21 protein-coding genes and 1 tRNA gene are annotated in these 21,143 nt (G+C 63.8%); 19 read left to right on the top strand and 3 right to left on the bottom strand.

What is annotated here, in order from left to right:
• Nucleotides 1-51 precede the first annotated feature (51 nt).
• The 12 genes from HGI46_RS02155 to HGI46_RS02100 all read left to right on the top strand — a co-directional run bounded on the left by HGI46_RS02155 (nucleotide 52) and on the right by HGI46_RS02100 (nucleotide 11,899).
• Nucleotides 52-873 (top strand): NAD(P)-dependent oxidoreductase, encoded by an 822-nt coding sequence (locus tag HGI46_RS02155; RefSeq protein ID WP_168902903.1) that lies wholly within the window; start codon nucleotides 52-54, stop codon nucleotides 871-873.
• Entirely contained in the window at nucleotides 870-1,895 is a 1,026-nt protein-coding gene (locus HGI46_RS02150) for an amidohydrolase family protein (RefSeq protein ID WP_168902902.1), read from the top strand. Before HGI46_RS02155 ends, HGI46_RS02150 begins: the two co-directional genes overlap by 4 nt.
• Nucleotides 1,892-2,314: a protocatechuate 4,5-dioxygenase subunit alpha gene (gene ligA / locus HGI46_RS02145; protein ID WP_168902901.1), complete on the top strand. Its 423-nt coding sequence runs from the start codon at nucleotides 1,892-1,894 to the stop codon at nucleotides 2,312-2,314. Before HGI46_RS02150 ends, ligA begins: the two co-directional genes overlap by 4 nt.
• A gap of 1 nt (nucleotide 2,315) precedes the next feature.
• A complete protein-coding gene (locus HGI46_RS02140; RefSeq protein ID WP_168902900.1) occupies nucleotides 2,316-3,158 on the top strand; it encodes a class III extradiol dioxygenase subunit beta in 843 nt (280 codons plus the stop codon).
• A gap of 72 nt (nucleotides 3,159-3,230) precedes the next feature.
• Nucleotides 3,231-4,175: a Gfo/Idh/MocA family oxidoreductase gene (locus tag HGI46_RS02135; RefSeq protein WP_168902899.1), complete on the top strand. Its 945-nt coding sequence runs from the start codon at nucleotides 3,231-3,233 to the stop codon at nucleotides 4,173-4,175.
• A 214-nt stretch (nucleotides 4,176-4,389) separates the two neighbouring features.
• Nucleotides 4,390-5,178: a CmcJ/NvfI family oxidoreductase gene (locus tag HGI46_RS02130; RefSeq protein WP_168902898.1), complete on the top strand. Its 789-nt coding sequence runs from the start codon at nucleotides 4,390-4,392 to the stop codon at nucleotides 5,176-5,178.
• Nucleotides 5,179-5,234: 56 nt separating this feature from the next.
• Nucleotides 5,235-6,716, top strand: a complete 1,482-nt coding sequence (locus HGI46_RS02125) for a carotenoid oxygenase family protein (protein ID WP_168902897.1) — start codon at nucleotides 5,235-5,237, stop codon at nucleotides 6,714-6,716.
• Nucleotides 6,713-7,630 (top strand): SDR family oxidoreductase, encoded by a 918-nt coding sequence (locus HGI46_RS02120; RefSeq protein ID WP_168902896.1) that lies wholly within the window; start codon nucleotides 6,713-6,715, stop codon nucleotides 7,628-7,630. Before HGI46_RS02125 ends, HGI46_RS02120 begins: the two co-directional genes overlap by 4 nt.
• A 369-nt stretch (nucleotides 7,631-7,999) precedes the next feature.
• On the top strand, nucleotides 8,000-8,659 hold the full coding sequence (locus HGI46_RS02115) for a TetR/AcrR family transcriptional regulator (RefSeq protein ID WP_168902895.1): 660 nt from the start codon (nucleotides 8,000-8,002) through the stop codon (nucleotides 8,657-8,659).
• 174 nt (nucleotides 8,660-8,833) lie between these two features.
• Nucleotides 8,834-9,103, top strand: coding sequence for a cytochrome c (locus tag HGI46_RS02110; protein ID WP_346766659.1), 270 nt, complete (start codon nucleotides 8,834-8,836; stop codon nucleotides 9,101-9,103).
• Nucleotides 9,100-10,719 carry an FAD-binding oxidoreductase gene (locus HGI46_RS02105; protein WP_168902893.1) on the top strand — a complete coding sequence of 540 codons (1,620 nt, stop codon included), beginning with the start codon at nucleotides 9,100-9,102 and terminating at the stop codon, nucleotides 10,717-10,719. Before HGI46_RS02110 ends, HGI46_RS02105 begins: the two co-directional genes overlap by 4 nt.
• Nucleotide 10,720: 1 nt before the next feature.
• Nucleotides 10,721-11,899: a cytochrome P450 gene (locus HGI46_RS02100; RefSeq protein ID WP_168902892.1), complete on the top strand. Its 1,179-nt coding sequence runs from the start codon at nucleotides 10,721-10,723 to the stop codon at nucleotides 11,897-11,899.
• Nucleotides 11,900-12,172: 273 nt separating this feature from the next.
• Here HGI46_RS02100 and HGI46_RS02095 read toward each other — a convergent pair.
• Nucleotides 12,173-12,249: transfer RNA gene (locus HGI46_RS02095), tRNA-Pro, on the bottom strand.
• Nucleotides 12,250-12,357: 108 nt separating this feature from the next.
• On the opposite strand from HGI46_RS02095, the gene HGI46_RS02090 reads away from it, so the two are divergent.
• On the top strand, nucleotides 12,358-12,636 hold the full coding sequence (locus HGI46_RS02090) for a hypothetical protein (RefSeq protein WP_118074525.1): 279 nt from the start codon (nucleotides 12,358-12,360) through the stop codon (nucleotides 12,634-12,636).
• Nucleotides 12,637-12,735: 99 nt separating this feature from the next.
• On the opposite strand, the gene HGI46_RS02085 is transcribed toward HGI46_RS02090, so the two are convergent.
• A complete protein-coding gene (locus HGI46_RS02085; protein WP_168902891.1) occupies nucleotides 12,736-13,521 on the bottom strand; it encodes a sulfite exporter TauE/SafE family protein in 786 nt (261 codons plus the stop codon).
• A 10-nt stretch (nucleotides 13,522-13,531) separates the two neighbouring features.
• Nucleotides 13,532-14,455 carry an MBL fold metallo-hydrolase gene (locus HGI46_RS02080; protein ID WP_118072332.1) on the bottom strand — a complete coding sequence of 308 codons (924 nt, stop codon included), beginning with the start codon at nucleotides 14,453-14,455 and terminating at the stop codon, nucleotides 13,532-13,534.
• A gap of 110 nt (nucleotides 14,456-14,565) precedes the next feature.
• Here HGI46_RS02080 and HGI46_RS02075 point away from each other — a divergent pair, with 110 nt between their 5' ends.
• From HGI46_RS02075 to HGI46_RS02050, 6 genes are all read left to right on the top strand, one after another.
• Nucleotides 14,566-14,871, top strand: coding sequence for a metalloregulator ArsR/SmtB family transcription factor (locus HGI46_RS02075; RefSeq protein WP_168902890.1), 306 nt, complete (start codon nucleotides 14,566-14,568; stop codon nucleotides 14,869-14,871).
• 124 nt (nucleotides 14,872-14,995) lie between these two features.
• Nucleotides 14,996-15,622 (top strand): gluconate 2-dehydrogenase subunit 3 family protein, encoded by a 627-nt coding sequence (locus tag HGI46_RS02070; protein WP_168902889.1) that lies wholly within the window; start codon nucleotides 14,996-14,998, stop codon nucleotides 15,620-15,622.
• Between the two features lie 12 nt (nucleotides 15,623-15,634).
• Nucleotides 15,635-17,314 (top strand): GMC family oxidoreductase, encoded by a 1,680-nt coding sequence (locus HGI46_RS02065; RefSeq protein ID WP_168902888.1) that lies wholly within the window; start codon nucleotides 15,635-15,637, stop codon nucleotides 17,312-17,314.
• Nucleotide 17,315: 1 nt separating this feature from the next.
• Complete coding sequence (locus HGI46_RS02060) at nucleotides 17,316-18,770, top strand: MFS transporter (RefSeq protein WP_346766658.1); 1,455 nt, start codon at nucleotides 17,316-17,318, stop codon at nucleotides 18,768-18,770.
• A gap of 62 nt (nucleotides 18,771-18,832) precedes the next feature.
• The gene (locus HGI46_RS02055) at nucleotides 18,833-19,420 is read left to right on the top strand and encodes an HD domain-containing protein (protein ID WP_118074522.1); all 588 of its coding nucleotides are present in this window, start codon (nucleotides 18,833-18,835) and stop codon (nucleotides 19,418-19,420) included.
• Nucleotides 19,421-19,532: 112 nt separating this feature from the next.
• Entirely contained in the window at nucleotides 19,533-21,116 is a 1,584-nt protein-coding gene (locus HGI46_RS02050) for a fatty acid--CoA ligase (RefSeq protein WP_168902887.1), read from the top strand.
• Nucleotides 21,117-21,143 lie beyond the last annotated feature (27 nt).

Below are 21,143 nucleotides of genomic sequence, written 5' to 3'. Positions count from 1 at the left end.
GGCGATGTTTGCATTTGTTCCTTTGCGCACACCAACGCAGGACCGCTGGCCATGGAGAGCGTTATTGCCCTGATCGGCTTCGGTGAGGCCGGGTCCACTTTTGCCAAGGCGGCAGGCTGGGAGTCTGCGGCGCTGGCGTTCGACATCAACCCTGCGCGCCGGGCGGTGATGGAGCAGGCCGGCGTGGTGATCTGCGGCACGGCCGAAGATGCCTTGGGCGATGCCGACATTGTGCTGTCGCTGGTGACGGCGGATTCGGCGCTGCCTGCGGCCGTGGACTATGCCGGTCTGCTGAAAGCAGGCGCGATCTGGTGTGACATGAATTCCGTCGCGCCCGATACCAAGCGCGCGGCGGCCAAGACGATCGAGGCAGCGGGCGGGCGCTATGTCGACGTGGCGGTGCTGGCCCCGGTGAACCCGGCTCGGATGAACGTGCCGCTGCTGATTTCGGGTGCCCATGCAGCAGAGGCCGAGGCGCGGCTGCAGGCGATGGGCTTTGCCAAGACGCGCGTTGTCGGTGACGAGATTGGCCGGGCCAGTGCGATCAAGATGATCCGTTCGATCATGGTCAAGGGCGTCGAGGCGCTGACCGCCGAGATGATGCTTGCGGCGACGAAAGCGGGCGTGGTCGACGAAGTGCTGTCGTCACTGGATGCCAGCGAGAAGACGCAAAGCTGGTTCGAGCGTGCCGAGTACAATGTCGAGCGCATGACGACCCATGGGCTCCGCCGCGCCGCCGAGATGGAAGAAAGCTGCAAAACGCTGGAATCGCTGGGCGTAGAGCCGGTGATGACCAGCGGCACGGTGAAGCGCCAGCGCGAGCAGGCGGGCAAGACAATCGCATTTACCCTAGAGAGGACCGAAGTCGCATGACCATGATCATCGACTGCCACGGCCACTACACCGTGCTGCCCAAGGCGCACGACGAGTGGCGCGAGAAGCAGAAGGCCGCGTTCAAGGCCGGGACCGAGTGCCCGCCCTATCCCGAGATCTCGGACGACGAGATCCGCGAGACGATCGAGAGCAACCAGCTCCGCCTGCTGAAAGAGCGCGGTGCGGACATGACGATCTTCAGCCCTCGCGCCTCGGCGATGGCCCCGCATGTGGGCGACCAGTCGGTTGCGGTGAAGTGGGCGCAGGTGTGCAATGACCTGATCGCGCGCGTGGTGGGGCTTTACCCCGAGACTTTCGCGGGCGTGTGCATGCTGCCGCAGTCGCCGGAAGCGGACATGACCAGCTCGATTGCAGAGCTGGAGCGGTGCGTGAACGAGCTGGGCTTCATCGGCTGCAACCTCAATCCCGATCCGGGCGGCGGGCACTTCAAGCATCCCCCGCTGACGGACGAATACTGGTTCCCGTTCTACGAGAAGATGTGCGAGCTGGACGTTCCGGCGATGATCCACGTCTCGGGATCGTGCAACCCGGCGATGCATGCGACGGGCGGCTACTACATTGCGGCTGACACCATCGCGTTCATGCAGCTGCTGGAAGGCGACCTGTTTGCCAAGTTTCCCACGCTGCGCTTCATCATTCCGCATGGCGGCGGTGCGGTGCCGTACCACTGGGGACGCTATCGCGGGCTGGCCGACATGCTGAAGAAGCCGGGGCTAGACACGCACCTGATGAACAACGTGTTCTTCGATACCTGCGTCTACCACCAGCCGGGGATCGACCTGCTGGCCGACGTAATCGAGAACAAGAACATCCTGTTCGGCTCGGAAATGGTCGGCGCGGTGCGCGGCATCGACCCCACCACCGGGTTCTATTTCGACGACACCAAGCGCTATGTCGATGCGCTCGACATCAGTGACGCTGAACGCCATGCGATCTTCGAGGGCAACGCGCGCCGCGTGTTCCCGCGCCTCGACGCCAAGCTGAAGGAGAGGGGCCTGTGACTGAAGCAGCCAAGCCGACCCAGAACATCCACGAATACCTCGCCGAGTTCGAGGATATCCCCGGCACCCGCGTGTTCACCGCCAAGCGCGCCCGGAAGGGCTACTGGATCAACCAGTTCGCCATGAGCCTGATGAAGCCGGAGAACCGCGAACGGTTCAAGGCTGACGAGCGCGCCTATCTCGACGAGTGGAAGATCAGCGAGGAAGCCAAGCAGGCGCTGCTCAAGCGTGATTACAACGCGCTGCTCGACCTTGGCGGGAACGTCTACTTCCTGTCGAAACTGTTCTCGTCTGACGGACTGCCGTTCGCCGAGGCGGTCAGCACGATGACCGACATGACCTGGCCGGAATATCGCCAGATGATGCTGGATGGCGGCCGCAAGCCGGAAGGCAATCGCTCGATCAAGGGAGGCTATTGAGATGGCCAAAATTACCGCTGGCGTTGGCTCCAGCCACGTTCCGCTGCTCGGTGTCGCTGTCGACCAGGGCAAGTGGCAGGATGACTACTTCGGCCCGATCTTCAAGGGTTACGAGTGGACCCGCGAATGGGAAAAGGAAAGCAAGCCCGATGTGGTGATCCTGGTCTACAATGACCACGCCTCGGCGTTCGACGCGAACATCATCCCGACTTTCGCGATCGGTTGCGGCGAGCACTACAAGTCGGCTGACGAAGGCTGGGGTCCGCGCCCGGTTCCCGACGTCGAAGGCCACGCCGATCTTGCCTGGCACATCGCGCAGAGCCTGATCCTCGAAGACTTCGACATGACCATCATCAACGAGATGGACGTGGACCACGGGTTGACCGTGCCGCTTTCGATGATGTTCGGCCAGCCGGAGAAGTGGCCGGTAAAGGTCGTGCCGCTGGCGGTCAATGTCGTCACCTACCCGGTGCCGTCGGGCAACCGCTGCTGGGCGCTCGGCGAGGCCATCGCTCGGGCGGTCGAAAGCTTCCCCGAGGATCTCAACGTGCAGATCTGGGGCACGGGCGGCATGAGCCACCAGCTTCAGGGCCCTCGCGCCGGTTTGCTCAACCGGGAGTGGGACAACAAGTTCCTCGACATGCTGGCATCGGACAACGACGACGTCCGCCACATCCCGCACATCGAATATCTGCGCGAGACCGGCAGCGAAGGCATCGAGATGGTCATGTGGCTGATCATGCGCGGCGCGCTGGGCAAGAGCGTGAAGACGCTCAACCGCCACTACCACATTCCGTGCAGCAACACCGCGATCGGGCACATCGTGCTCGAACCGGCGGACTGACGTTCACCTCATCCACCCTTGCCGGGTAGCCCTCACCGGCTACCCGGTCCTTTTTCAAGAAAGGGACAAGACATGCGCATAGCCCTGGCAGGCGCCGGTGCGTTCGGCGAAAAGCACCTCGACGGCCTGAAGAATATCGACGGCGTCGAAATCACCTCGATCATCAGCCGTACCGGCGAACAGGCTGCTGCCGTGGCCGCCAAGTATGGCGCCAAGCACTCCTCGACCGAGCTGGAAGATGCACTGGCCCGCGACGACGTGGACGCGGTGATCCTGTGCACGCCGACGCAGATGCACGCTGCGCAGGCCATCGCCTGCATGAAGGCGGGCAAGCACGTGCAGGTGGAAATCCCGCTGGCCGACAGCTGGGCGGATTCGCAGGAAGTGCTGCGCGTTCAGGAAGAGACCGGCAAGGTCTGCATGGTCGGCCACACCCGCCGCTTCAACCCCAGCCACCAGTTCGTGCACAACCGGATCAAGGCTGGCGAATTCAACGTCCAGCAGATGGACGTGCAGACCTACTTCTTCCGTCGCCGCAACATCAATGCCAAGGGTGAGCCGCGTTCGTGGACCGACCACCTGCTGTGGCACCACGCCGCGCACACGGTGGACCTGTTTGCCTATCAGGCTGGCAAGATCGTCAAGGCCAACGCCGTCGAAGGCCCGATCCATCCCGAGCTCGGCATTGCGATGGACATGTCGATCCAGCTCAAGAGCGAGAGCGGCGCGATCTGCACGCTGTCGCTGTCGTTCAACAACGACGGGCCGCTCGGCACCTTCTTCCGCTACATCGGCGATACCGCGACCTACATCGCGCGCTACGACGATCTGGTGAACGGCAAGGAAGAGCCGATCGACGTTTCCAAGGTGGACGTCAGCATGAACGGCATCGAATTGCAGGACCGCGAGTTCATCGCCGCGATCCGCGAGGGGCGTGAGCCGAACAGCTCGGTGCAGAAGGTGTTCGACTGCTACCGCGTACTGGGCGAGCTGGAACAGCAGCTGGCAGCCGGTTGATCTTGGAAAGGCCCGCCCGAAACGGCGGGCCTTTTTCGTTGGGGAGCGATCACACTGCCCTCCATCCTCGTCACCCCGGACTTGATCCGGGGTCCCGCTTTCTTCTGCGAGGTTTGGAAAGTGAAGCGGGACCCCGGGTCAGGCCCGGGGTGACGTGAACTGAAATCGTTAAAGCCGAACCCGCACCAAAAGCAGGCCGGCCAAGGAGAGCATGATGGAAGCACGCATCGCCTATTCCGGGCGCAAGTTCGCGCGGCCGCGCTACTACGCCAATGCGCACGAGCGCGATGAAGTGGACATCGTGCCGGTGCCAATGGCGATGACCGATGCGCGGGGGCTGGGCACTTCCATCGACCGCGAGGGTTTCGAGATCGTGGCGCACCGCAGCGCCGTTACCGACTTTGCCGATCGCGAGCAGGTAGCGCGCATCCACATGCGCGAGATCGAGGAACTGGTGCAGGCGCAGACCGGGGCGGACTTCGTCCACGTCGGCGCGCCTGGGCTGCTGCGCTTTTCCGAGAGGAGCGGCAAGGCGGGGAGCCTCGACAATTCGATGCCGGCGCGCTTTGCGCACATCGACATTTCCGATGCGACGGCGCGCGCCTTTGCCGAGCGGGGCGCGGGCGGGCGGTCCTACCTCAGGTGCGCGCATTACAATGTCTGGCGCGCGATTTCGCCGCCGCCGCAGGACGTGCCGCTGGCGTTCTGCGATGCGCGCAGTCTTGCGCGCGTGGACCTGATCGCCGCCGATGCCGTGTTCGATGCGCCGGGGCAGCCGGAGTGGTCGTTCGAAGGGCTGGTCGTAGCGCACAATCCAGCGCACCGCTGGCACTGGTTCTCGCAGATGACCATCGACGAGGCGGTGCTGTTCAAGACCAACGACAGCGATCCTGCCCGTGCGCATCACGTGCCGCACGTGGCGTTCGATCTGCCAAATTGTCCCGCCGACGCGCCCCCGCGTGTCAGCATCGAAATGCGCGCGACGGCCTATTGGTGGGCTTGAACGCGGCGCGCATTGCGCTACACATACCGTAACAAATGATAGGGTGAGGTGTGGCCATGGGTGCGTATCCGCAGACGATCTACTTTACCGGTGCGAACGAGCCGGTGGGGCAGGAAGTGGACCTGCGCGGGCTGAAGGTGGAGGGCGACCTGCCCGCCGAGGTGCGCGGCAGCTTCTATCGCGCCGTACCTGATCCCGCCTTCCCGCCGATGTTCGACAATGACCACACCCTTTCGGGTGATGGCATGGTCAGCCGCCTCTCGTTCAACGGTGACGGAACTGCGGATTTCATCATGAAGTTCGTGGAAACCGCGCGCTACAAGGCGGAGAAGGCGGCGGGCAAGGCGCTGTTCGGCAAGTATCGCAATCCGTTCACCGACGATGCCTCGGTGCAGGGCGTGGATCGCACGGTGGCGAACACCACGCCGGTGTGGCACGCCGGGCGCCTGCTGATGGCCAAGGAGGACGGGCGGCCCTATCGCGTCGATCCGAAGTCGCTCGAAACGCTCGGTTCCTACGATTTCGGCGGCGCGCTGAAATCTGAAACGATGACCGCGCACGTGCGGATCGATGCCGATACGGGCGAGCTGTTCTTCTATGGCTACGAGGCGGACGGTCAGGCATCGACCAAGGTGGCCTATTGCGTGGTCGCACCGGATGGCACGCTCAAGTCCGAGCAGTGGTTCGATGCGCCCTACTGCGCGATGATGCATGATTTCACGATCAGCGAGAACTACGCGCTGTTCCCGATCTACCCGACAACGGCGGACCTCGACCGGCTGAAGGCGGGCGGGGAGCACTGGCATCATGAGCCGGAGCTGGACAGCTGGCTGGGCGTGATGCCGCGATATGGCGATGTGTCTGAAATCAAGTGGTTCAAGGGGCCGAAGGGCTGCCATTCGTACCACATGATGAACGCGTGGGAGGATGCAGACGGCATGCTCCACTTCGATGCGTGCCTGAACAACACCAATGCTTTCGCCTTCATCCGTGAGCCTTCGGGCATCCAGATGGGCCCGCAGGACATGAAGGGCGCGCTGACGCGTTGGACGGTCGATCCGAAGGCTGACGGCGGCGAGGTGGTCGAAACCATCATCGGGCCTCCGGGGGATTTTCCGGTGATTCCGGCGAAGCTGCAGGGGCGGCGGTACAAGACCGGCTTCATGCTCTCTATGAATCCCGAGCTGAAGGGGCCGCCGTTGTTTGCGGGGCCGGTCGGCGTCAGCTTCAACATCTTGCTGCGATTGGACGGGATGGACACGCCGATGCCGCAGGTGACCAACGCGCTCGCCCTGCCGCCAATGGCCGGGTTCAACGAGCCGGTGCACGTGCCTGCTGCGGACCCTGCGAAGGACGGCTGGCTGGTGTTCATCATGGACCAGCAGACTGGCGACAACCAGTTCATCCACGAAGCATGGGTTGTCGATGCCGGGAACATCGGGGCCGGGCCAGTGGCCAAGGTGCACATCCCCACGCGGCTGCGTCCGCAGGTACACGGGTGGTGGGTGCCGCAGGCGCAGCTGGACATGCTCGCATGAGCCGGATCGTCATTACCGGAGCTTCGGGCAATTATGGCCGTGGCGTCACCGATCGGCTGATTGCGGAAGGGCGGGCCAGCGATCTGATCCTGATCACGCGCAAACCGGAGAAACTGGCCGACCGCGCCGCGCAAGGGTGCATCGTGCGCTATGGCGATTTCGACAAGCCCGAAACGCTGGAGCAGGCAGTGCAGGGGGCGGAGCGGATGCTCCTGATCTCGGGCACTCGCGTCGGCGCGCGGGTGGTGCAGCACAAGGCGGCGATCGATGCGGCGGCTGCAGCGGGCGTCGGGCATGTGGTCTACACCAGCTTCATCGGCATCGATGATCCCGCCAATCCCGCCGAAGTGCGGCACGATCATATCGAGACCGAACGCCTGATCCGGGCCTCTGGCTGCGGCTGGACCATGCTGCGCGATGCGCACTATGCCGACGCGATGATCCTGATGGCAGGACCGGGCGTGATGCAGAGCGGCAAGTGGTTCTCCAACGCCGGGGAAGGCCGCGAAGCCATGGTCTGGCGCGACGACTGCATCGAAAGCGCCGTGGCGGTGCTGACGGGCGAGGGTCATGAGGGCCAGATCTACAACATCACCGGGCCGGAACTGCAGACCTTCCGCGAGGTCGCGGCGATCATGGCCGAAGTCACGGGGCGGGTGGTCGAATACGTCTCGCTGGATGATGAAGGCCAGTACGCGATGTTCGACGCAATGGGCATCCCGCGCCGCCCGGTCGATGATCTGGAAGTCGCCGGCATTCCCTGGAACAGCGACGACATGGTCAGCTTCGGCCGCGCGATCCGCGAAGGGTTCCTCGAGCTTTGCACCGATGACGTCGAGAGGCTGACCGGGCGCAAGGCGCGATCGGTGCGCCAGATGATCGAGGACAACACAGCCGTGCTGCGTGGGGCGTGAGGCGCCAATCAGGCGACGCTTAATTCAGCAAGATCATGCCAGCAGCACGCCCAACGATTTCGCTGCTACAACCTTATGATCACATCGTTACTGCCGTATTCTCCAGCATAAATCGAATGCAATCAAAACGCGCCGCCGAATCAGGTCGGTGATTGCCCTTGACCTGCCCCCCGCTGCCTCCCTCCATCCGATGCAGAAGACTCTTGTCATGACCGCGGGACCAGCGGGGGGGGGAGATCAGCTGGCAAGTCGGTTTCCAGGCAACTTGCGCCATTCTGCCAACAAATTCTTGCCTGCACGAAGTCGGTGCCAGATTTGGCAATTTGTCAGATTGGTTTATGAGCCCATGCAAACGGTGCGAGGTTGAAGGTGGCAGACGCAAGATCTGACAAGGCGCGCAGGCTTGAACTGGGCCGGCAGCGGCGAGCGAAGACACGCGCCAAGGTCATCGCCGCAGCGTTCGAATTGTTTGGCGAGGAAGATGGCCTTTACGCGCGGATCGAGGACGTCTCGCAGCGCGCCGGCATCACCCGCGCGACGTTCTACGACCATTTCTCCGGCATGAGCGAGCTTCGTGAAGCCGTGACCTACGAGGTCACCCACGATTTCCTGACCGCAGTCACCCGCACCGTTTCGCTCCTGCCCGACCCGCGCGAACGCATCTCGGCAGCAATCCGCTTCTATCTGCACCGCGTGCGCGAGGTTCCCGGCTGGGGGCGGTCAATGATCAATCTCAGCGCGAATGGCATCATCTTCGGCGCGGAAACCTTCCGCCAGGCAGAACTTACGGTGATGGAGGCGATCGCCGCCGGTTACCTGACGATCGCGGACAGCGCCCTTGGCAGAGATGCGATCCTGGGGACGACCATCGCCGCGATCTCGACGATGCTGCGAGAGGAACGGGACGGCAATTACCCCGAACAGGTCGTCGCCACGATCCTCGTGGGCCTCGGTGTAGCTCCGGCAGATGCACGGGAAATCACCGAAAAGCCGTTGCCCGCGCTGGTCCCGGCACCTCTCCAAGGATAAACTTGACGATCTGCAAGATCGAACATATCCCAACTTAAATCTGACATGTTGTCGGATTTAGATTCGATGTCCTCGGTCGCAGAAGCCGATGGTTGGGAGAAGCGCAGAATGCCTGTCTTGGCACGTAACCGGCGATTTGCCGGTCCCATTGTTGCGTCCATATCTATCGCGACTGTGGCTTGCTCCGGGATAGCCGGTGCTGCGGCTGCGCCGCGCCCGCCCGAGACTGTCTACGCCAAGACCTGTGGCTACTGCCATGGCCAGCACGTGGCTCCGATCATCCGCGGGCGTGGCCTGCCGGTCGAGGTGATCGAGCAATACGTCCGCACCGGCCCGCGCGGCATGGTCGCCTTCCGACCGACCGAAATCAGCGATGCGGAACTCAAGGCGCTCGCAAAATGGCTCAATGCCTCGAAGGCCGACCCGAAGGAGAAGGGCGAATGACCGGTATCAGCCGCCGCGATGTGATCCGGACCGGCGCCGTGGGTGCCGCCATGCTGGGATCGAGCGCTTTCGCCTCGCCGCTTGATGGCCCGCGCCAATTGCCGGCTCATCTCGACAAGGGCGCCTTTGCCGCAGCCGTCAAGGAACTGCGCGCGGTCGTCGGAGCGGAATGGGTCTTCGCCGATCCCGAAACCACCTTGCCATATGCCAAGAGCTTCACGCCAGATCCCCGTCACGAGCACGTGCCGTCTGGCGCGGTCGCCCCGGCCTCGGTCGAGGAGGTGCAGGCGATCCTGAAGGTCGCCAACAGATACAAGCTCCCGCTGTGGACCGTCTCAACCGGCAAGAACATGGGCTATGGCTGCGCCACGCCTGCCAGCAGCGGCCAGATGATCCTCGACATGAAGCGCATGAACCGCATCATCGAGATCGATGCCGAACTCGGCACGGCGCTTGTGGAACCGGGCGTCACCTACCAGGACCTGCGCGACTATCTGGACGAGCACAACCTGCCGTTCTGGCTCGACGTGCCCACGGTCGGCCCGATCGTCTCGCCGCTGGGCAACACGCTTGAACGTGGCGTTGGCTACACCCCCTATGGCGATCACTTCTTCATGCAGTGCGGCATGGAAGTGGTGCTGGCCGATGGCACGGTGGTGCGCACCGGCATGGGCAGCGTCAAGAATTCGACGACCTGGCAGGCGTTCAAGTGGGGCTACGGGCCCTACATCGACGGCATCTTCACCCAATCGAACTTTGGCGTCGTGACCAAGCTGGGTTTCTGGCTCATGCCCAAGCCGCCCGCTTTCAAGCCGTTCATGGTGCGCCACAACGAGATGGGCGACGTCGCCAAGATCGTCGATGCCATGCGCCCGTTCCGCATGAACAACCTCATTCCCAACGTCGTGCTGATGATGGGCGCGGCTTACCAGATCGCCATGTTCCACCGCCGCGAGGAGCTGTGGGACAAGCCGGAAAGCATTCCCGATGACGTGGTGCGCGATTTTGCGAAGAAGCACGGCCTCGGCATGTGGAACACCTACTTCGCGCTTTATGGCACCGACGAGATCATCGCCGCGATCGAGCCGATCGTGCGCCGTGCCTTCGAGGCATCAGGCGGCGAGGTGCTGACCGAGAAGGAAATGGGCGGCAACCTGTGGTTCGAACACCACAAGAACCTGATGTCCGGCCAGCTTACGCTCGAGGAGAAAGGCATCATGCGCTGGCGCGGCGGGGGCATGTGCTGCTTTGCGCCGGTCGCTCCAGCCAAGGGTATCGAGACACAACAGCAGACCGAACTTGCCAAGGAAATCCTCGGCAAATATGGCTTCGACTACTCGGTCGCCTACGCCATCGGCGGGCGCGAACTGCACCACCTGATCTTCATTCAGTATGACAAGGAAGATCCGGTCGAGGAGAAGAAAGCCGACGACTGCATCCGCGAGATGGTCACCCGCTTTGGCGAGCGTGGCTGGGCCAGCTATCGCACCGGCGTCAACACCATGGACCTGGTGGCGAAGCAATACGGCGAAGCCAACCGCGCGCTCAACGCCCGGCTCAAGCAGGCGCTCGACCCCAACCACATCCTTTCGCCCGGCAAGCAGGGGATCGCTTGACATGATGCTGCCAGCCAGCACGGTCGACATCTTCTCGGACGCCGTCCTTGAAGACCCTTGGCCGACATACCGTGCCTTGCGCGATCTCGGTTCGGCCGTCTGGCTGGAGCCGACGAACGTCTGCTTCATCGGTCGCTATGCCGACGTGCGCCGCGCGCTCAACGACTGGCAGGTGTTTTCCTCGGCGCAGGGGATCGGCTTCAATCCCGTGATCAATGCCGCATGGGACGAGGCGCTGATCTGTCAGGACCCGCCGGTTCATACCGCAAGGCGCAAGCTGATGATGGAGGCGCTCGGCCCTGCGGCATTGAAACCCGTGGCGGACACTATCGAGCAGCGCGCTTCCGCTCTGGCGGACCGCATTGCGACGATGGGCACGTTTGACGCGGTCTCCGACTTTGCGCTCGACTTGCCGGTCGGCGTGGTCATGGACCTGATCGGCTGGCCGCACGACGTGCGCCCTGCATTGCTCGATCTGGCATCGGGATCATGGAACGCGGCGGGTCCGGCCAATGCCCGTATGGAACAGGGTCTCAGCGGTCTTCAGGAGATGATGGGACTGCTGAGCAACCTTTATGACAAGGAGCGCGTGCTGCCAGGCGGCTTTGCCGCGAAGCTGATCGCCTCTTCCCGCCGTGGCGAGATCAGCCGTGAGACCGCAATTGGCATGCTGGCGGGCTACGTCGTCGCCGCGTTCGAAACGACCATCAGCGCCATGGCCGCAGGCATCCAGCTCTTTGCCGACAACCCGGCCGAATGGGACAGGCTGCGCACCGATCCGCGCCTTGCCATGCACGCGGCCAACGAGATCGTGCGCATGGAAACGCCGCTCCAGAGCTTCGCTCGCGTCACCACCCAGGACGCCGAGCTTTCCGATGGCAGCGTGATCCCTGCGGGCACCCGCGTCGTGGTGTGCTATGCCAGCGCCAACCGCGACGAGCGCCAGTTCGAAGCGCCAGACTCCTTCCGGATCGACCGGCGCGAGAAGCAGAACCTCGGCTTCGGCCACGGCCCCCACGGCTGTGCAGGGCAGAACCTTGCCCGCATGGAATTGACCGCGGTTTTTGGAGCGCTGGCCAAGCGCATCACGCGGTTTGAGTGCCAAGGCAATGGTGTGCGCGCGCTCAACAACATTTCCCGCTCACTCGCCCGCCTGCCCACTCTCGCCGTCGCTGCCTGAGCAGGACCCGATGTATCCTTCCTGACGAGCGGCGGCAGGGGGGGAGGGGCATAGTCGAAGGCGGCGCAGACCCTAAGCGCTTCATTCCCGAACTGTGCGCGTCATGGCGAAACTGTGGCGGCAACCACGGTGCCAACCCTACACAGGGTGAGATGCCATGCGCGGAACGCCTCGCCCGTCGCTTGAGCCATGGAGACGTTTGCGCTCCACGAACTGTAGATTCTTACTCAGCTTTCTGAGCAGAATCGTGAGAAAACCGTCACTTCAAGAAAATGGTCGGGGAGATAGGATTCGAACCTACGACCCTCTGGTCCCAAACCAGATGCGCTACCAGGCTGCGCTACTCCCCGACTGGTGACGGCCCCTAGTTTCTCCAGGCCTTGCGCGCAAGCGGAAACGTCCCGCCGGTTTGCTTTGGTGGATTGCTTGCCGAGGAGCATCGCGGCACAGAAGCGGCGATGAGCAAGCGCAAGCGCCGTTATCTGACTGCGACGATGCCCGATGGTTACGTGAAGACCATCGGGCCGACGACCGACAGTTTCACGCACTACTGGCGGATCGTCGCCGAGCTTGAGAACGGCAAGACCGAGGTGTTCTGGGGCCACGCCAGATCGCTGGCCGAGGCTCGCAAAAAGCGGGCGCCGGCGCAGGAAGCGGCGAAAATGCGCGGTTGGAAGAGCTTTGCCTTCGAAATCGCCGAGCTGGTCGAGACGCCTGCGCCCGGTGCGGGGACCTAGAGCGGAATTCATTCCGATTGCATCGGAATGATCGCTCTAGCTTCCTGTTTCACCGCGTTTTCCTGGCCACCGGATGATTCCATCTGGTGCGAAAACGCTCTAGCCGATCAGCGCAGGTACGCTCCTTGCCAGCATGTAGAGCGCCACGACGACGATCAGCCCGGCAAACAGCGTGTTGAGCGTGCCCTTGCTCGCGGCCAGCCTGCCCGAAGCCTTGGTGCCCAGCACCGTGCCGATCATGCCGCCCGCGATAAAGGCCAAGGCAAGCGGCCAGTCGAGCATGCCCGCGGCTGCATAGTTCATCGAGGTCGCCAGCCCGAATGCGCTCACCGCCACCAGCGAAGTGCCGATGGCGCGGCCGATGGGCATCGATGTGCTCGCGATCAGTGCGGGCACGATCAGGAAGCCGCCACCGATGCCGAAGAAGCCCGAAAGCAGCCCTGTGCCAGCACCGAATGTCAGCACGCGGGGCAGGTTGTCGCGGTTGCAGACCACGCCTTCGATCCCCTCCGCGCCGCGCCCGCGCCACATGAAGAAGGCGACGACCAGCATCAGCAGTGCGAACAGCGCGAGCAGGCTCTGCCCGTCCACGGCCTTGCCGATGGACGATCCGCCAAGCGCGCCGAGTACGCCTGCCGCCGCGAACATGCCGCCGCAGCGCCAGTTGACGTTGCGCGCGCGGGCGTGGCTGGCGAGGCCTGACAGCGCGTTCGCCGCCACGGCCAGCGCGCTCGTGCCGATGGCAAGGTGCGGGCTGGCGACGCCAACGATGTAGACCATCAGCGGCACGGCAAGAATCGAGCCTCCGCCGCCGACCAGTCCGAGAACGAAGCCGACGATCACGCCGGACAGGCTCGCCAGCAGATGTTGCAGGTCGAAGATCACGGTCGGCGCCTTACAGCAGGTCGACAGGCAGGCGCAGGTAACGCACGCCGTTGCTGTCGGGTTCGGGCAGGTGTCCTGCGCGCATGTTTACCTGGATCGAGGGCAGGATCAGCTTCGGCATGCCCAGCGTGGCATCGCGCGCTTCGCGCATGGCAACGAACTCGTCCTCGCTGACGCCTTCGTGGACATGAACGTTGGCCGTGCGCTCGGCGCCGATTGTGGTTTCCCACACGAACTGGTCGCGCCCGGTGGCCTTGTAGTCATGGCACAGGAACACGCGCGTCTCGTCTGGCAGGGCCATCAGGCGGCGGATCGAGCGGTAGAGCGTGCGCGCGTCGCCGCCGGGGAAATCGGCCCGGGCGGTGCCGTAGTCCGGCATGAACAGCGTATCGCCGACGAACACGGCATCGCCGATGACATAGGCGAGACATGCCGGGGTGTGGCCGGGGACGTGCAGTGCTATGGCCTCGATCCCGCCGACGCGGAAGGTGTGGCCGTCGTCCATCAGCAGGTCGAACTGGCTGCCGTCACGGGCGAAGGCCGGGCCCTCGTTGAAGACCTTGCCGAACACGTCCTGCACGGTGCGGATTGCCGCGCCAATGACGATCTGCCCGCCAAGCCTTTCCTTGAGATAGGGGGCGGCAGAGAGGTGATCGGCATGGGCGTGGGTTTCGAGCAACCAGTCGACCGTGAGGCCGTGGGCTTCGACATGGGCAATCACGCGATCGGCCGAGGCATGGCTGGTGCGGCCCGAGGCCTGGTCGAAATCGAGCACCGGATCGATCACCGCGGCGCGCAAGGTGGCAGGATCATGGACGACATGAGTCGCGGTGAAAGTCGCCTCGTCGAAGAAGGTGGTGACGACAGGGGCCGCTGCCGAGGCGCGGGCGGCGCTGATCTGGGCGGTGGCGGTGACAAGGGCATGGTCGGACATCGGAAGACTCCTTTGACCCTTTATATAACTTAGAACTAATATAAGGCAAGTGTAATTTAGTTGGTGTCGCGGTCTTGTGCGTGGCGCAATCGGCGTTATCTGCTGAGCTTATGAAGCCCGCCAGCCTTGCCGATCTGAAGCAGAATGCCGCCGCTATGGCTGGCCGCATGCGCACGATGAGCCATCCCGAGCGCCTGCTCATGCTTTGCCGCATGGACGAGGGTGAGGTTTCGGTGACGGAACTGGTTGAACTGACCGGCCTTTCGCAGTCGGCAGTCTCGCAACACCTGGCGCGCCTGCGCGATGAAGGCGTGGTCGACAGCCGCGTGGCGGCCCAAGTGCGCTTCTACAGCCTGAAGGACCAGATCGTCCGCGCGATCATACACGCCCTTTGCGAAATCTGCGAAAAGCGCTAGATTAATCACTGATCAATAAGGTGGATCGGATGCAGGAAGAGTCTTGCGCCGCGCATCCAAATTAGAGTATTGATTCTATATTGCATGCGTGCGGTGATCCGTGCGCCGGGAGAGACATCGGTTGATGCAGAATGATCCGCAGCGCGGCTGGAACCGCCGCGAATTCGTCAGTGCCTCGGCGCTGATCGCTTTGGCGCTTGGCGTGCCCGCCGCCGCCGTGAGCCTGACCCGGCTCGAATCGGAAGATGCGCCGAGCGACCGGCAGCGCCTGATGATGAAGGAGGTCAGCCAGCTGGTGATCCCGCGTTCGGCAACCCCCGGTGCGGGCGATGTGGGTGCAGGCGATTTCGCGATCCTCGCGCTGGCGCACGGGCTCGATGGCTCGCGCTCACCGCTCAAGGACCCCACCGCCTATGCCCGGTTTGCGCGCAACGATGGCTCGATCCGGCATGTCGCCTGGCTCGAGAAGGAACTCGACGGGCGGGCTGGTGGCAGCTTCCTCAAGGCGCCGGCAGCGCAACGCCTTGCGGCCGTGAAGGCGCTCGATGCCGATGCCTTTGCCAGCCGTGAGAGCGAAAGCCCGTGGAAGGCGATCAAGGGCCTGATCCTGACCGGGTATTACACCAGCGAAGTCGGCGGGGCGCAGGAGCTGCGCTACGAGCCGGTGCCGGGCCGTTTCGATCCCGACCTGCCGCTGACGCCCGATTTCAGGGCGATTTCCAACGACTGGACCGCGGTCGACTTCGGATAAGGACTGACTGACATGCAATTCGACGCGATCGTGGTCGGCTCCGGGATCACCGGCGGCTGGGCAGCCAAGGAACTGACGCAGGCGGGCCTCAAGGTCCTGATGATCGAGCGCGGGCGCGAGATCGTCCACGGCGAGTACGAGACCGAGAACAAGGCACCGTGGGAAATGCCGTTCCGCGGCCTCGGCGATGCGGCGCTCTATGCCCGCGAATACCAGGTCCAGATGAAGAACCGCCACTTCAACGAGTTTACGCAGGGGCACTTTGTCAACGACAAGGAGAACCCGTACTCGACCGGCTCGGATACCGATTTCACGTGGTTCCGCTCCTACCAGTTGGGTGGACGCTCGCTGACCTGGGGCCGCCAGTCCTACCGCTGGTCGGACTACGATTTCGGCGCGAACAAGCGCGATGGCCACGGCACCGACTGGCCGATCCGCTACGCCGATCTGGCGCCGTGGTATGACAAGGTCGAGGAGTTCATCGGTGTTTCGGGCAGCCCTGAAGGCCTGCCCCAGCTGCCCGACGGCAAGTTCCAGCCGGGCATGAAGCTGAACGTGGTGGAAGAGCACGTGCGCAAGGTCGTGGCCGACAAGTACGGCCGCTGCCTGACCATCGGCCGGACCGCGAACATGACCGTGGCCAAGCCCGAAGAAGGGCGCTCGGAATGCCAGAACCGCTCGATCTGTGCGCGCGGCTGCTCGTTCGGCGCATACTTCTCGACGCAATCGAGCACGCTTCCCGCGGCCAAGGCTACCGGCAACCTGACGGTCGTGACCGATGCCATCGTCGAGGCGATCGACTATGATCCCAAGACGAAGCGCGTCACCGGCGTGCGCTATGTCAATACGAAGGACGGGACGCGGGGCAGCGCAACGGCGCGGCTGGTGTTCCTCAATGCAGGCGCCTTCAACTCGGTCCACCTCCTGCTCAATTCGCGCAACGAGGCAATGCCGACGGGCCTTGGCAATTCGAGCGGCGTGCTCGGCACCCAGATCATGGATCATGCCAACACGCTGTCGACCATCGCGCTGTTCCCGCAGTTCAACGATCGCACCACTTTCGGCAACCGGCCGACCGGGGCGATCATCGCGCGATATCGCAACATGGACGCCATGGACGGTGAGGGCCACACGCGCGGCTTCTCGTTCCAGGGGGGCGCACTGCAAAGCAACTGGGGCGCAGGCAAGCGCGAGGCAGGGATCGGCGCCGAACTCAAGGACAAGCTGCACCAGCCCGGCATGTGGCGCATGGTGCTGGTCGCCTTTGCCGACTGCGTCCCGCGTGACAGCAACCGCCTGACGCTGGACCGCACGAAGACCGACCGCTTCGGCATCCCTCAGCTTCATGTCGACTTTGCGTTCGGCAAGGAAGAGCACGCGGCGCTGGCCCAGGCCAAGGCCGACGCCACCGAGATGATGACTGCTGCCGGCGGCACGGTGATCATGGGCCTCGACCAGCCGAGCGCGGGCGGCACGGCGATCCACGAAATGGGCGGCGCGCGCATGGGTAATGATCCCAAGACGTCGGTCCTCAACAAGTGGAGCCAGTCGCACGACATTCCCAACCTATTTGTCACCGATGGCGCACAGATGGCCTCGTCCGCCTGCCAGAATCCTTCGCTGACCTACATGGCACTGACGGCGCGGGCCTGCGATGCGGCGGTGAAGATGCTGCGTGAAGGCGTGATCTGAGGTGACCTCTCCGACCATCGCCGGCATGACCGAGAGGCAGAAAAGCCTCGCCTTCTTCACGCTGATCACCGCGCTGGTGCTGGAAATCGTCGACGTGACGATCATCAACACCGCGCTGCCGGCCATGCAGGCAGACTTCGCCGCGCGCGGGCAGGACCTTGGTGGCAGCGCGGCGCAGTGGATCGCGGCAGGCTATTCGCTGGCCTTCGGCCTGCTGCTGATTCTGGGCGGCCGACTGGGCGACCTGTTCGGCGGGCGCGCGATGTTTCTTACCGGCGTTGCCGGCTTCACGCTGGCCTCGCTACTGTGTGGCGCGGCGGCCGACCCGCAACTGCTCGTCGCGGCGCGCGTCCTGCAAGGTGCCGCGGGCGCGATCATGGCGCCGCAGGTCATGGCGGTGATCCAGATCCTTTACGATCCAGTAGAGCGCATCGGGCGGCTGGCATGGTTCGGGGTGATCGGCGGCCTTGCCGGCATAGCCGGGCCGATCATCGGCGGACTGCTGATTTCGGCGGACATCGCCGGGCTTGGCTGGCGCACGGTGTTCCTGATCAATCTGCCGATCGGGATTGCCGCGTTCACCGCCGGCTGGCGCTACCTGCCGCGCGAAGTTGCGCACAAGGGCGCAAAAATTGACGTGATCGGCACGCTTGCGTTTGGCGCGGCGCTCGCAGCCGCACTGTTCCCGCTCGTGCGCGGCGAACATGCCGGGATCGATGCCGGGAGCATAACGCTTCTCGCGGCATCGCCCTTGCTGATGTGGGCGGCATGGGCCGGCCTCAACCGCCGGGCGAGAGCGGGCAAGCCGGTCATCTTCGATCCGGAACTCCTGCACAACCGCCTGTTCCGCACCGGCGCTCTGATCGGCCTGATCTTCTCCGCGGCGAACACCGGCTTCCTCTTTGTTTTCGCCCACGCCCTCCAATCGCGGCTGGGCTACTCACCGCTCCAGACAGGCCTCGTCCATATCCCGTTCAGCGCCGGCGTCATGCTCGGTATGGGCTTCCTCGGGCGGCGCTACCTTGCGAAGATGGGCAAGTGGGTACTGGTTTTTGCGGCATTGGCTCTGGTTGTGGCCAATACGGCCACCCTTTCATGGATTGCCTGGGGCGGTCCCGGCCTGCCGCTGCTGCTTCCGGCCCTGCTGCTGGCCGGCGTCGGGATGGGCTGCCTTTCCGGCCCCGTCTCGCCTGTCGCCCTGGCCCGGGTTGACCGCCGCCATGCAGGCGCGGCCAGCGGCATTCTCAAGACCGTGCTGCAAATGGGCAGCGCCTTCGGCATTGCGCTGGCGGGCAGTGCCTACTTCGCGCTGGGTGGACCGGTTTTGGCGATGGGGGCGGGCGGTCTTTTCGCGGCACTCGGGGTAATTCTCGTGCTGCTGCTCGGCTGCCTTGGCCTTGCGCTGTCGCTGCCCGACCAGATATTCGTGCCCGAGGCCTCTTCCCAAGCGGCATAATCGCGATACTCTCATGTGAAACCAGATGCGCCGAAAGCGCGCACGGGGAGAGGATTCGCATGATGGAAGAGCTGCCCACCGCCAAGTTCCACACCATGACCGAGGGCACCCAGGAAGACTGGGACGCGATCATGACGCACCTCAAGCCCCACGCAAGCAATGGCGGGGCGCGGGTTCTTGCCCACTTGCGCCTGCTTGAAGGCGATTGCGGCGGTTTTGCCGTCGATCGCCTGACCCACTGCCTCCAGACTGCGACCCGCGCCCACCGCGATGGCCGCAGCGAGGACTATGTCGTGATGGCCCTGCTGCACGACATTGGCGACATGCTTGGTGCCTACAACCACCCCGACATCGCCGCCGCCATCCTCAAGCCCTTCGTATCCGAGGAACTGCTGTGGATCGTGCAGCACCACGGCATTTTCCAGGGCTACAACTTCTTCCACTTCATCGGCCTTGATCGCAACATGCGCGACAACTTCGCCGACCACCCTTACGCTGCGGCCACGGCGGAGTTCATCGAGAAGTACGACTGCCCGGCGTTCGATCCGGACTACGACACACTGCCGCTCGAATTCTTCGAGCCGATGGTCATGCGCCTGTTCGAGCGGCCTTTGAACAGCGTCTACAAGAAGGCCATGGCCGAAGCCTGAGGCGGCCTGCCGCCATTCGGGTCACTAGGCGATGCACTCTGTCACGAATGGTGGCTTGCGCCTTCCCTTAATTGCGTGATTAACTGCGCAAAATTGCTTGGGAGAGCAACGCATGGGCGAGGCCGCCGCAAAGCCGACGACAGCAGAGCGCACCGCTGATCTGTTTACCTTCGACGAATTCATTCGCTTCTGGGCGGCCGACCGCTCGCAAGGGGTGGCGCTTGACGGGCCGGACAGGACGCTGACCTATGGCGGGCTCGATTCCACGACGGCGCGGGTGGTCGCGGGCCTTGTCGATCTTGGCATTGGCAAGGGGGACCGGATTGCCTGGTTCGGCAAGAACAGCACGCTCTACTTCACGTTGTTCTTCGCTGCTGCCCGCCTTGGCGCGGTGATGGTTCCGATCGGCTGGCGCCTGGCCCCGGCAGAGGCGACGTGGATTGCCGACGATGCGCAAGCCAAGGCGGTGTTCCTTGGCCTCGGGTTCGAAGGATTGGCGGAGACGTTTTCCGCCCTGCCTGCCGTGCGCATCGCGCTGACGCAGGACGAGGCGTGGCGGTGGATCGATGCGCAGCAGCCCATCGCCTTCGAGGCTGCCGGGCCTGATGATGCGGTGCTGCAGCTTTATACCTCGGGCACGACCGGAAATCCCAAGGGGGCGGTGCTTTCAAATCGCAACCTGTTCGGCCTGCGCAAGCAATCGCTGGGGCAGGAACAGCCCTATACCCAGATGACGGACGACGAAGCTATCCTCGTCGCCATGCCATGCGCACATATTGGCGGCACCGGCCTTGGCGTGATGGCCATCGGCGCGGGGCTGCCGGGCATCATCCTTGCCGAGTTCGAGCCGCGCGCGGTGTTCGACGCGGTGGAGCAAAAGGGCGTTACGCGCTTCTTCATCGTGCCTGCCGCCCTGCAGATGCTGCTCAATCACCCCGATTGCGCCAGCGTGGACTTCAGCCGCGTAAAGTACATCATCTATGGCGCATCGCCGATCCCGCTGGTGCTGCTGCGCGAATGTATCGCCATGTTCCGGGCCGAGTTCATCCAGGCCTATGGCATGACCGAAACGACCGGCACGATCTGTATGCTCCCGCCCGAGGACCACTGCGTCGAAGGCAACCAGCGCATGCGGTCTGCCGGCAAGCCGCTGCCGGGTGTCGAGGTCCGCGTGGTCGGCGAGAATGGCGAGGCGCTTGGCCCCAACGAGATCGGCGAGATCCAGACGCGCTCGTCAAACAACATGCTTGGCTACTGGAACCTGCCAGAGGCGACCGCCAAGACCATGACTGCCGATGGCTGGATCGCCACTGGCGATGCCGGCTATCTCGACGAGGACGGCTACGTCTACATGCACGACCGGATCAAGGACATGATCATCTCCGGCGGCGAGAATGTCTATCCCGCGCAGGTCGAAAGCGCGATCTATGGCCATCCCGATGTGCAGGAAGTGGCGGTGATCGGCGTGCCTGATGCGACATGGGGTGAAGCCGTCAAGGCGGTGTGCGTGCCCAAGCCCGGCCATACGATCGATCCGCAATCGATCATCGACTGGACGCGGGAGCGCCTGGCCGGGTTCAAGGTGCCCAAGTCTGTCGACGTGATCGCGGCTCTGCCGCGCAACCCATCCGGCAAGATCCTGCGCCGCACCTTGCGCGAGCCATACTGGGCGGGCTGCGAACGGCAGGTGAACTGACGCCGCGTTGACCGGCTGGGCGGCATT

Origin of the sequence: Novosphingobium sp. ERW19 (assembly GCF_012641315.1) — a bacterium.
In the GTDB taxonomy this organism is placed as follows: Bacteria; Pseudomonadota; Alphaproteobacteria; order Sphingomonadales; family Sphingomonadaceae; genus Novosphingobium.
This window is presented reverse-complemented; position numbering and strand designations above follow the sequence as displayed.

What these genes read in the sequence shown, in the direction of transcription:
- HGI46_RS02155 (WP_168902903.1), top strand. Translation starts at nt 52, where the DNA reads ATGGAGAGCGTTATTGCCCTGATCGGCTTCGGTGAGGCCGGGTCCACT.
- HGI46_RS02150 (WP_168902902.1), top strand. Translation starts at nt 870, where the DNA reads ATGACCATGATCATCGACTGCCACGGCCACTACACCGTGCTGCCCAAG.
- HGI46_RS02140 (WP_168902900.1), top strand. Translation starts at nt 2,316, where the DNA reads ATGGCCAAAATTACCGCTGGCGTTGGCTCCAGCCACGTTCCGCTGCTC.
- HGI46_RS02135 (WP_168902899.1), top strand. Translation starts at nt 3,231, where the DNA reads ATGCGCATAGCCCTGGCAGGCGCCGGTGCGTTCGGCGAAAAGCACCTC.
- HGI46_RS02130 (WP_168902898.1), top strand. Translation starts at nt 4,390, where the DNA reads ATGGAAGCACGCATCGCCTATTCCGGGCGCAAGTTCGCGCGGCCGCGC.
- HGI46_RS02125 (WP_168902897.1), top strand. Translation starts at nt 5,235, where the DNA reads ATGGGTGCGTATCCGCAGACGATCTACTTTACCGGTGCGAACGAGCCG.
- HGI46_RS02120 (WP_168902896.1), top strand. Translation starts at nt 6,713, where the DNA reads ATGAGCCGGATCGTCATTACCGGAGCTTCGGGCAATTATGGCCGTGGC.
- HGI46_RS02105 (WP_168902893.1), top strand. Translation starts at nt 9,100, where the DNA reads ATGACCGGTATCAGCCGCCGCGATGTGATCCGGACCGGCGCCGTGGGT.
- HGI46_RS02100 (WP_168902892.1), top strand. Translation starts at nt 10,721, where the DNA reads ATGATGCTGCCAGCCAGCACGGTCGACATCTTCTCGGACGCCGTCCTT.
- HGI46_RS02090 (WP_118074525.1), top strand. Translation starts at nt 12,358, where the DNA reads ATGAGCAAGCGCAAGCGCCGTTATCTGACTGCGACGATGCCCGATGGT.
- HGI46_RS02080 (WP_118072332.1), bottom strand. Translation starts at nt 14,455, where the DNA reads ATGTCCGACCATGCCCTTGTCACCGCCACCGCCCAGATCAGCGCCGCC.
- HGI46_RS02075 (WP_168902890.1), top strand. Translation starts at nt 14,566, where the DNA reads ATGAAGCCCGCCAGCCTTGCCGATCTGAAGCAGAATGCCGCCGCTATG.
- HGI46_RS02070 (WP_168902889.1), top strand. Translation starts at nt 14,996, where the DNA reads ATGCAGAATGATCCGCAGCGCGGCTGGAACCGCCGCGAATTCGTCAGT.
- HGI46_RS02065 (WP_168902888.1), top strand. Translation starts at nt 15,635, where the DNA reads ATGCAATTCGACGCGATCGTGGTCGGCTCCGGGATCACCGGCGGCTGG.
- HGI46_RS02055 (WP_118074522.1), top strand. Translation starts at nt 18,833, where the DNA reads ATGGAAGAGCTGCCCACCGCCAAGTTCCACACCATGACCGAGGGCACC.
- HGI46_RS02050 (WP_168902887.1), top strand. Translation starts at nt 19,533, where the DNA reads ATGGGCGAGGCCGCCGCAAAGCCGACGACAGCAGAGCGCACCGCTGAT.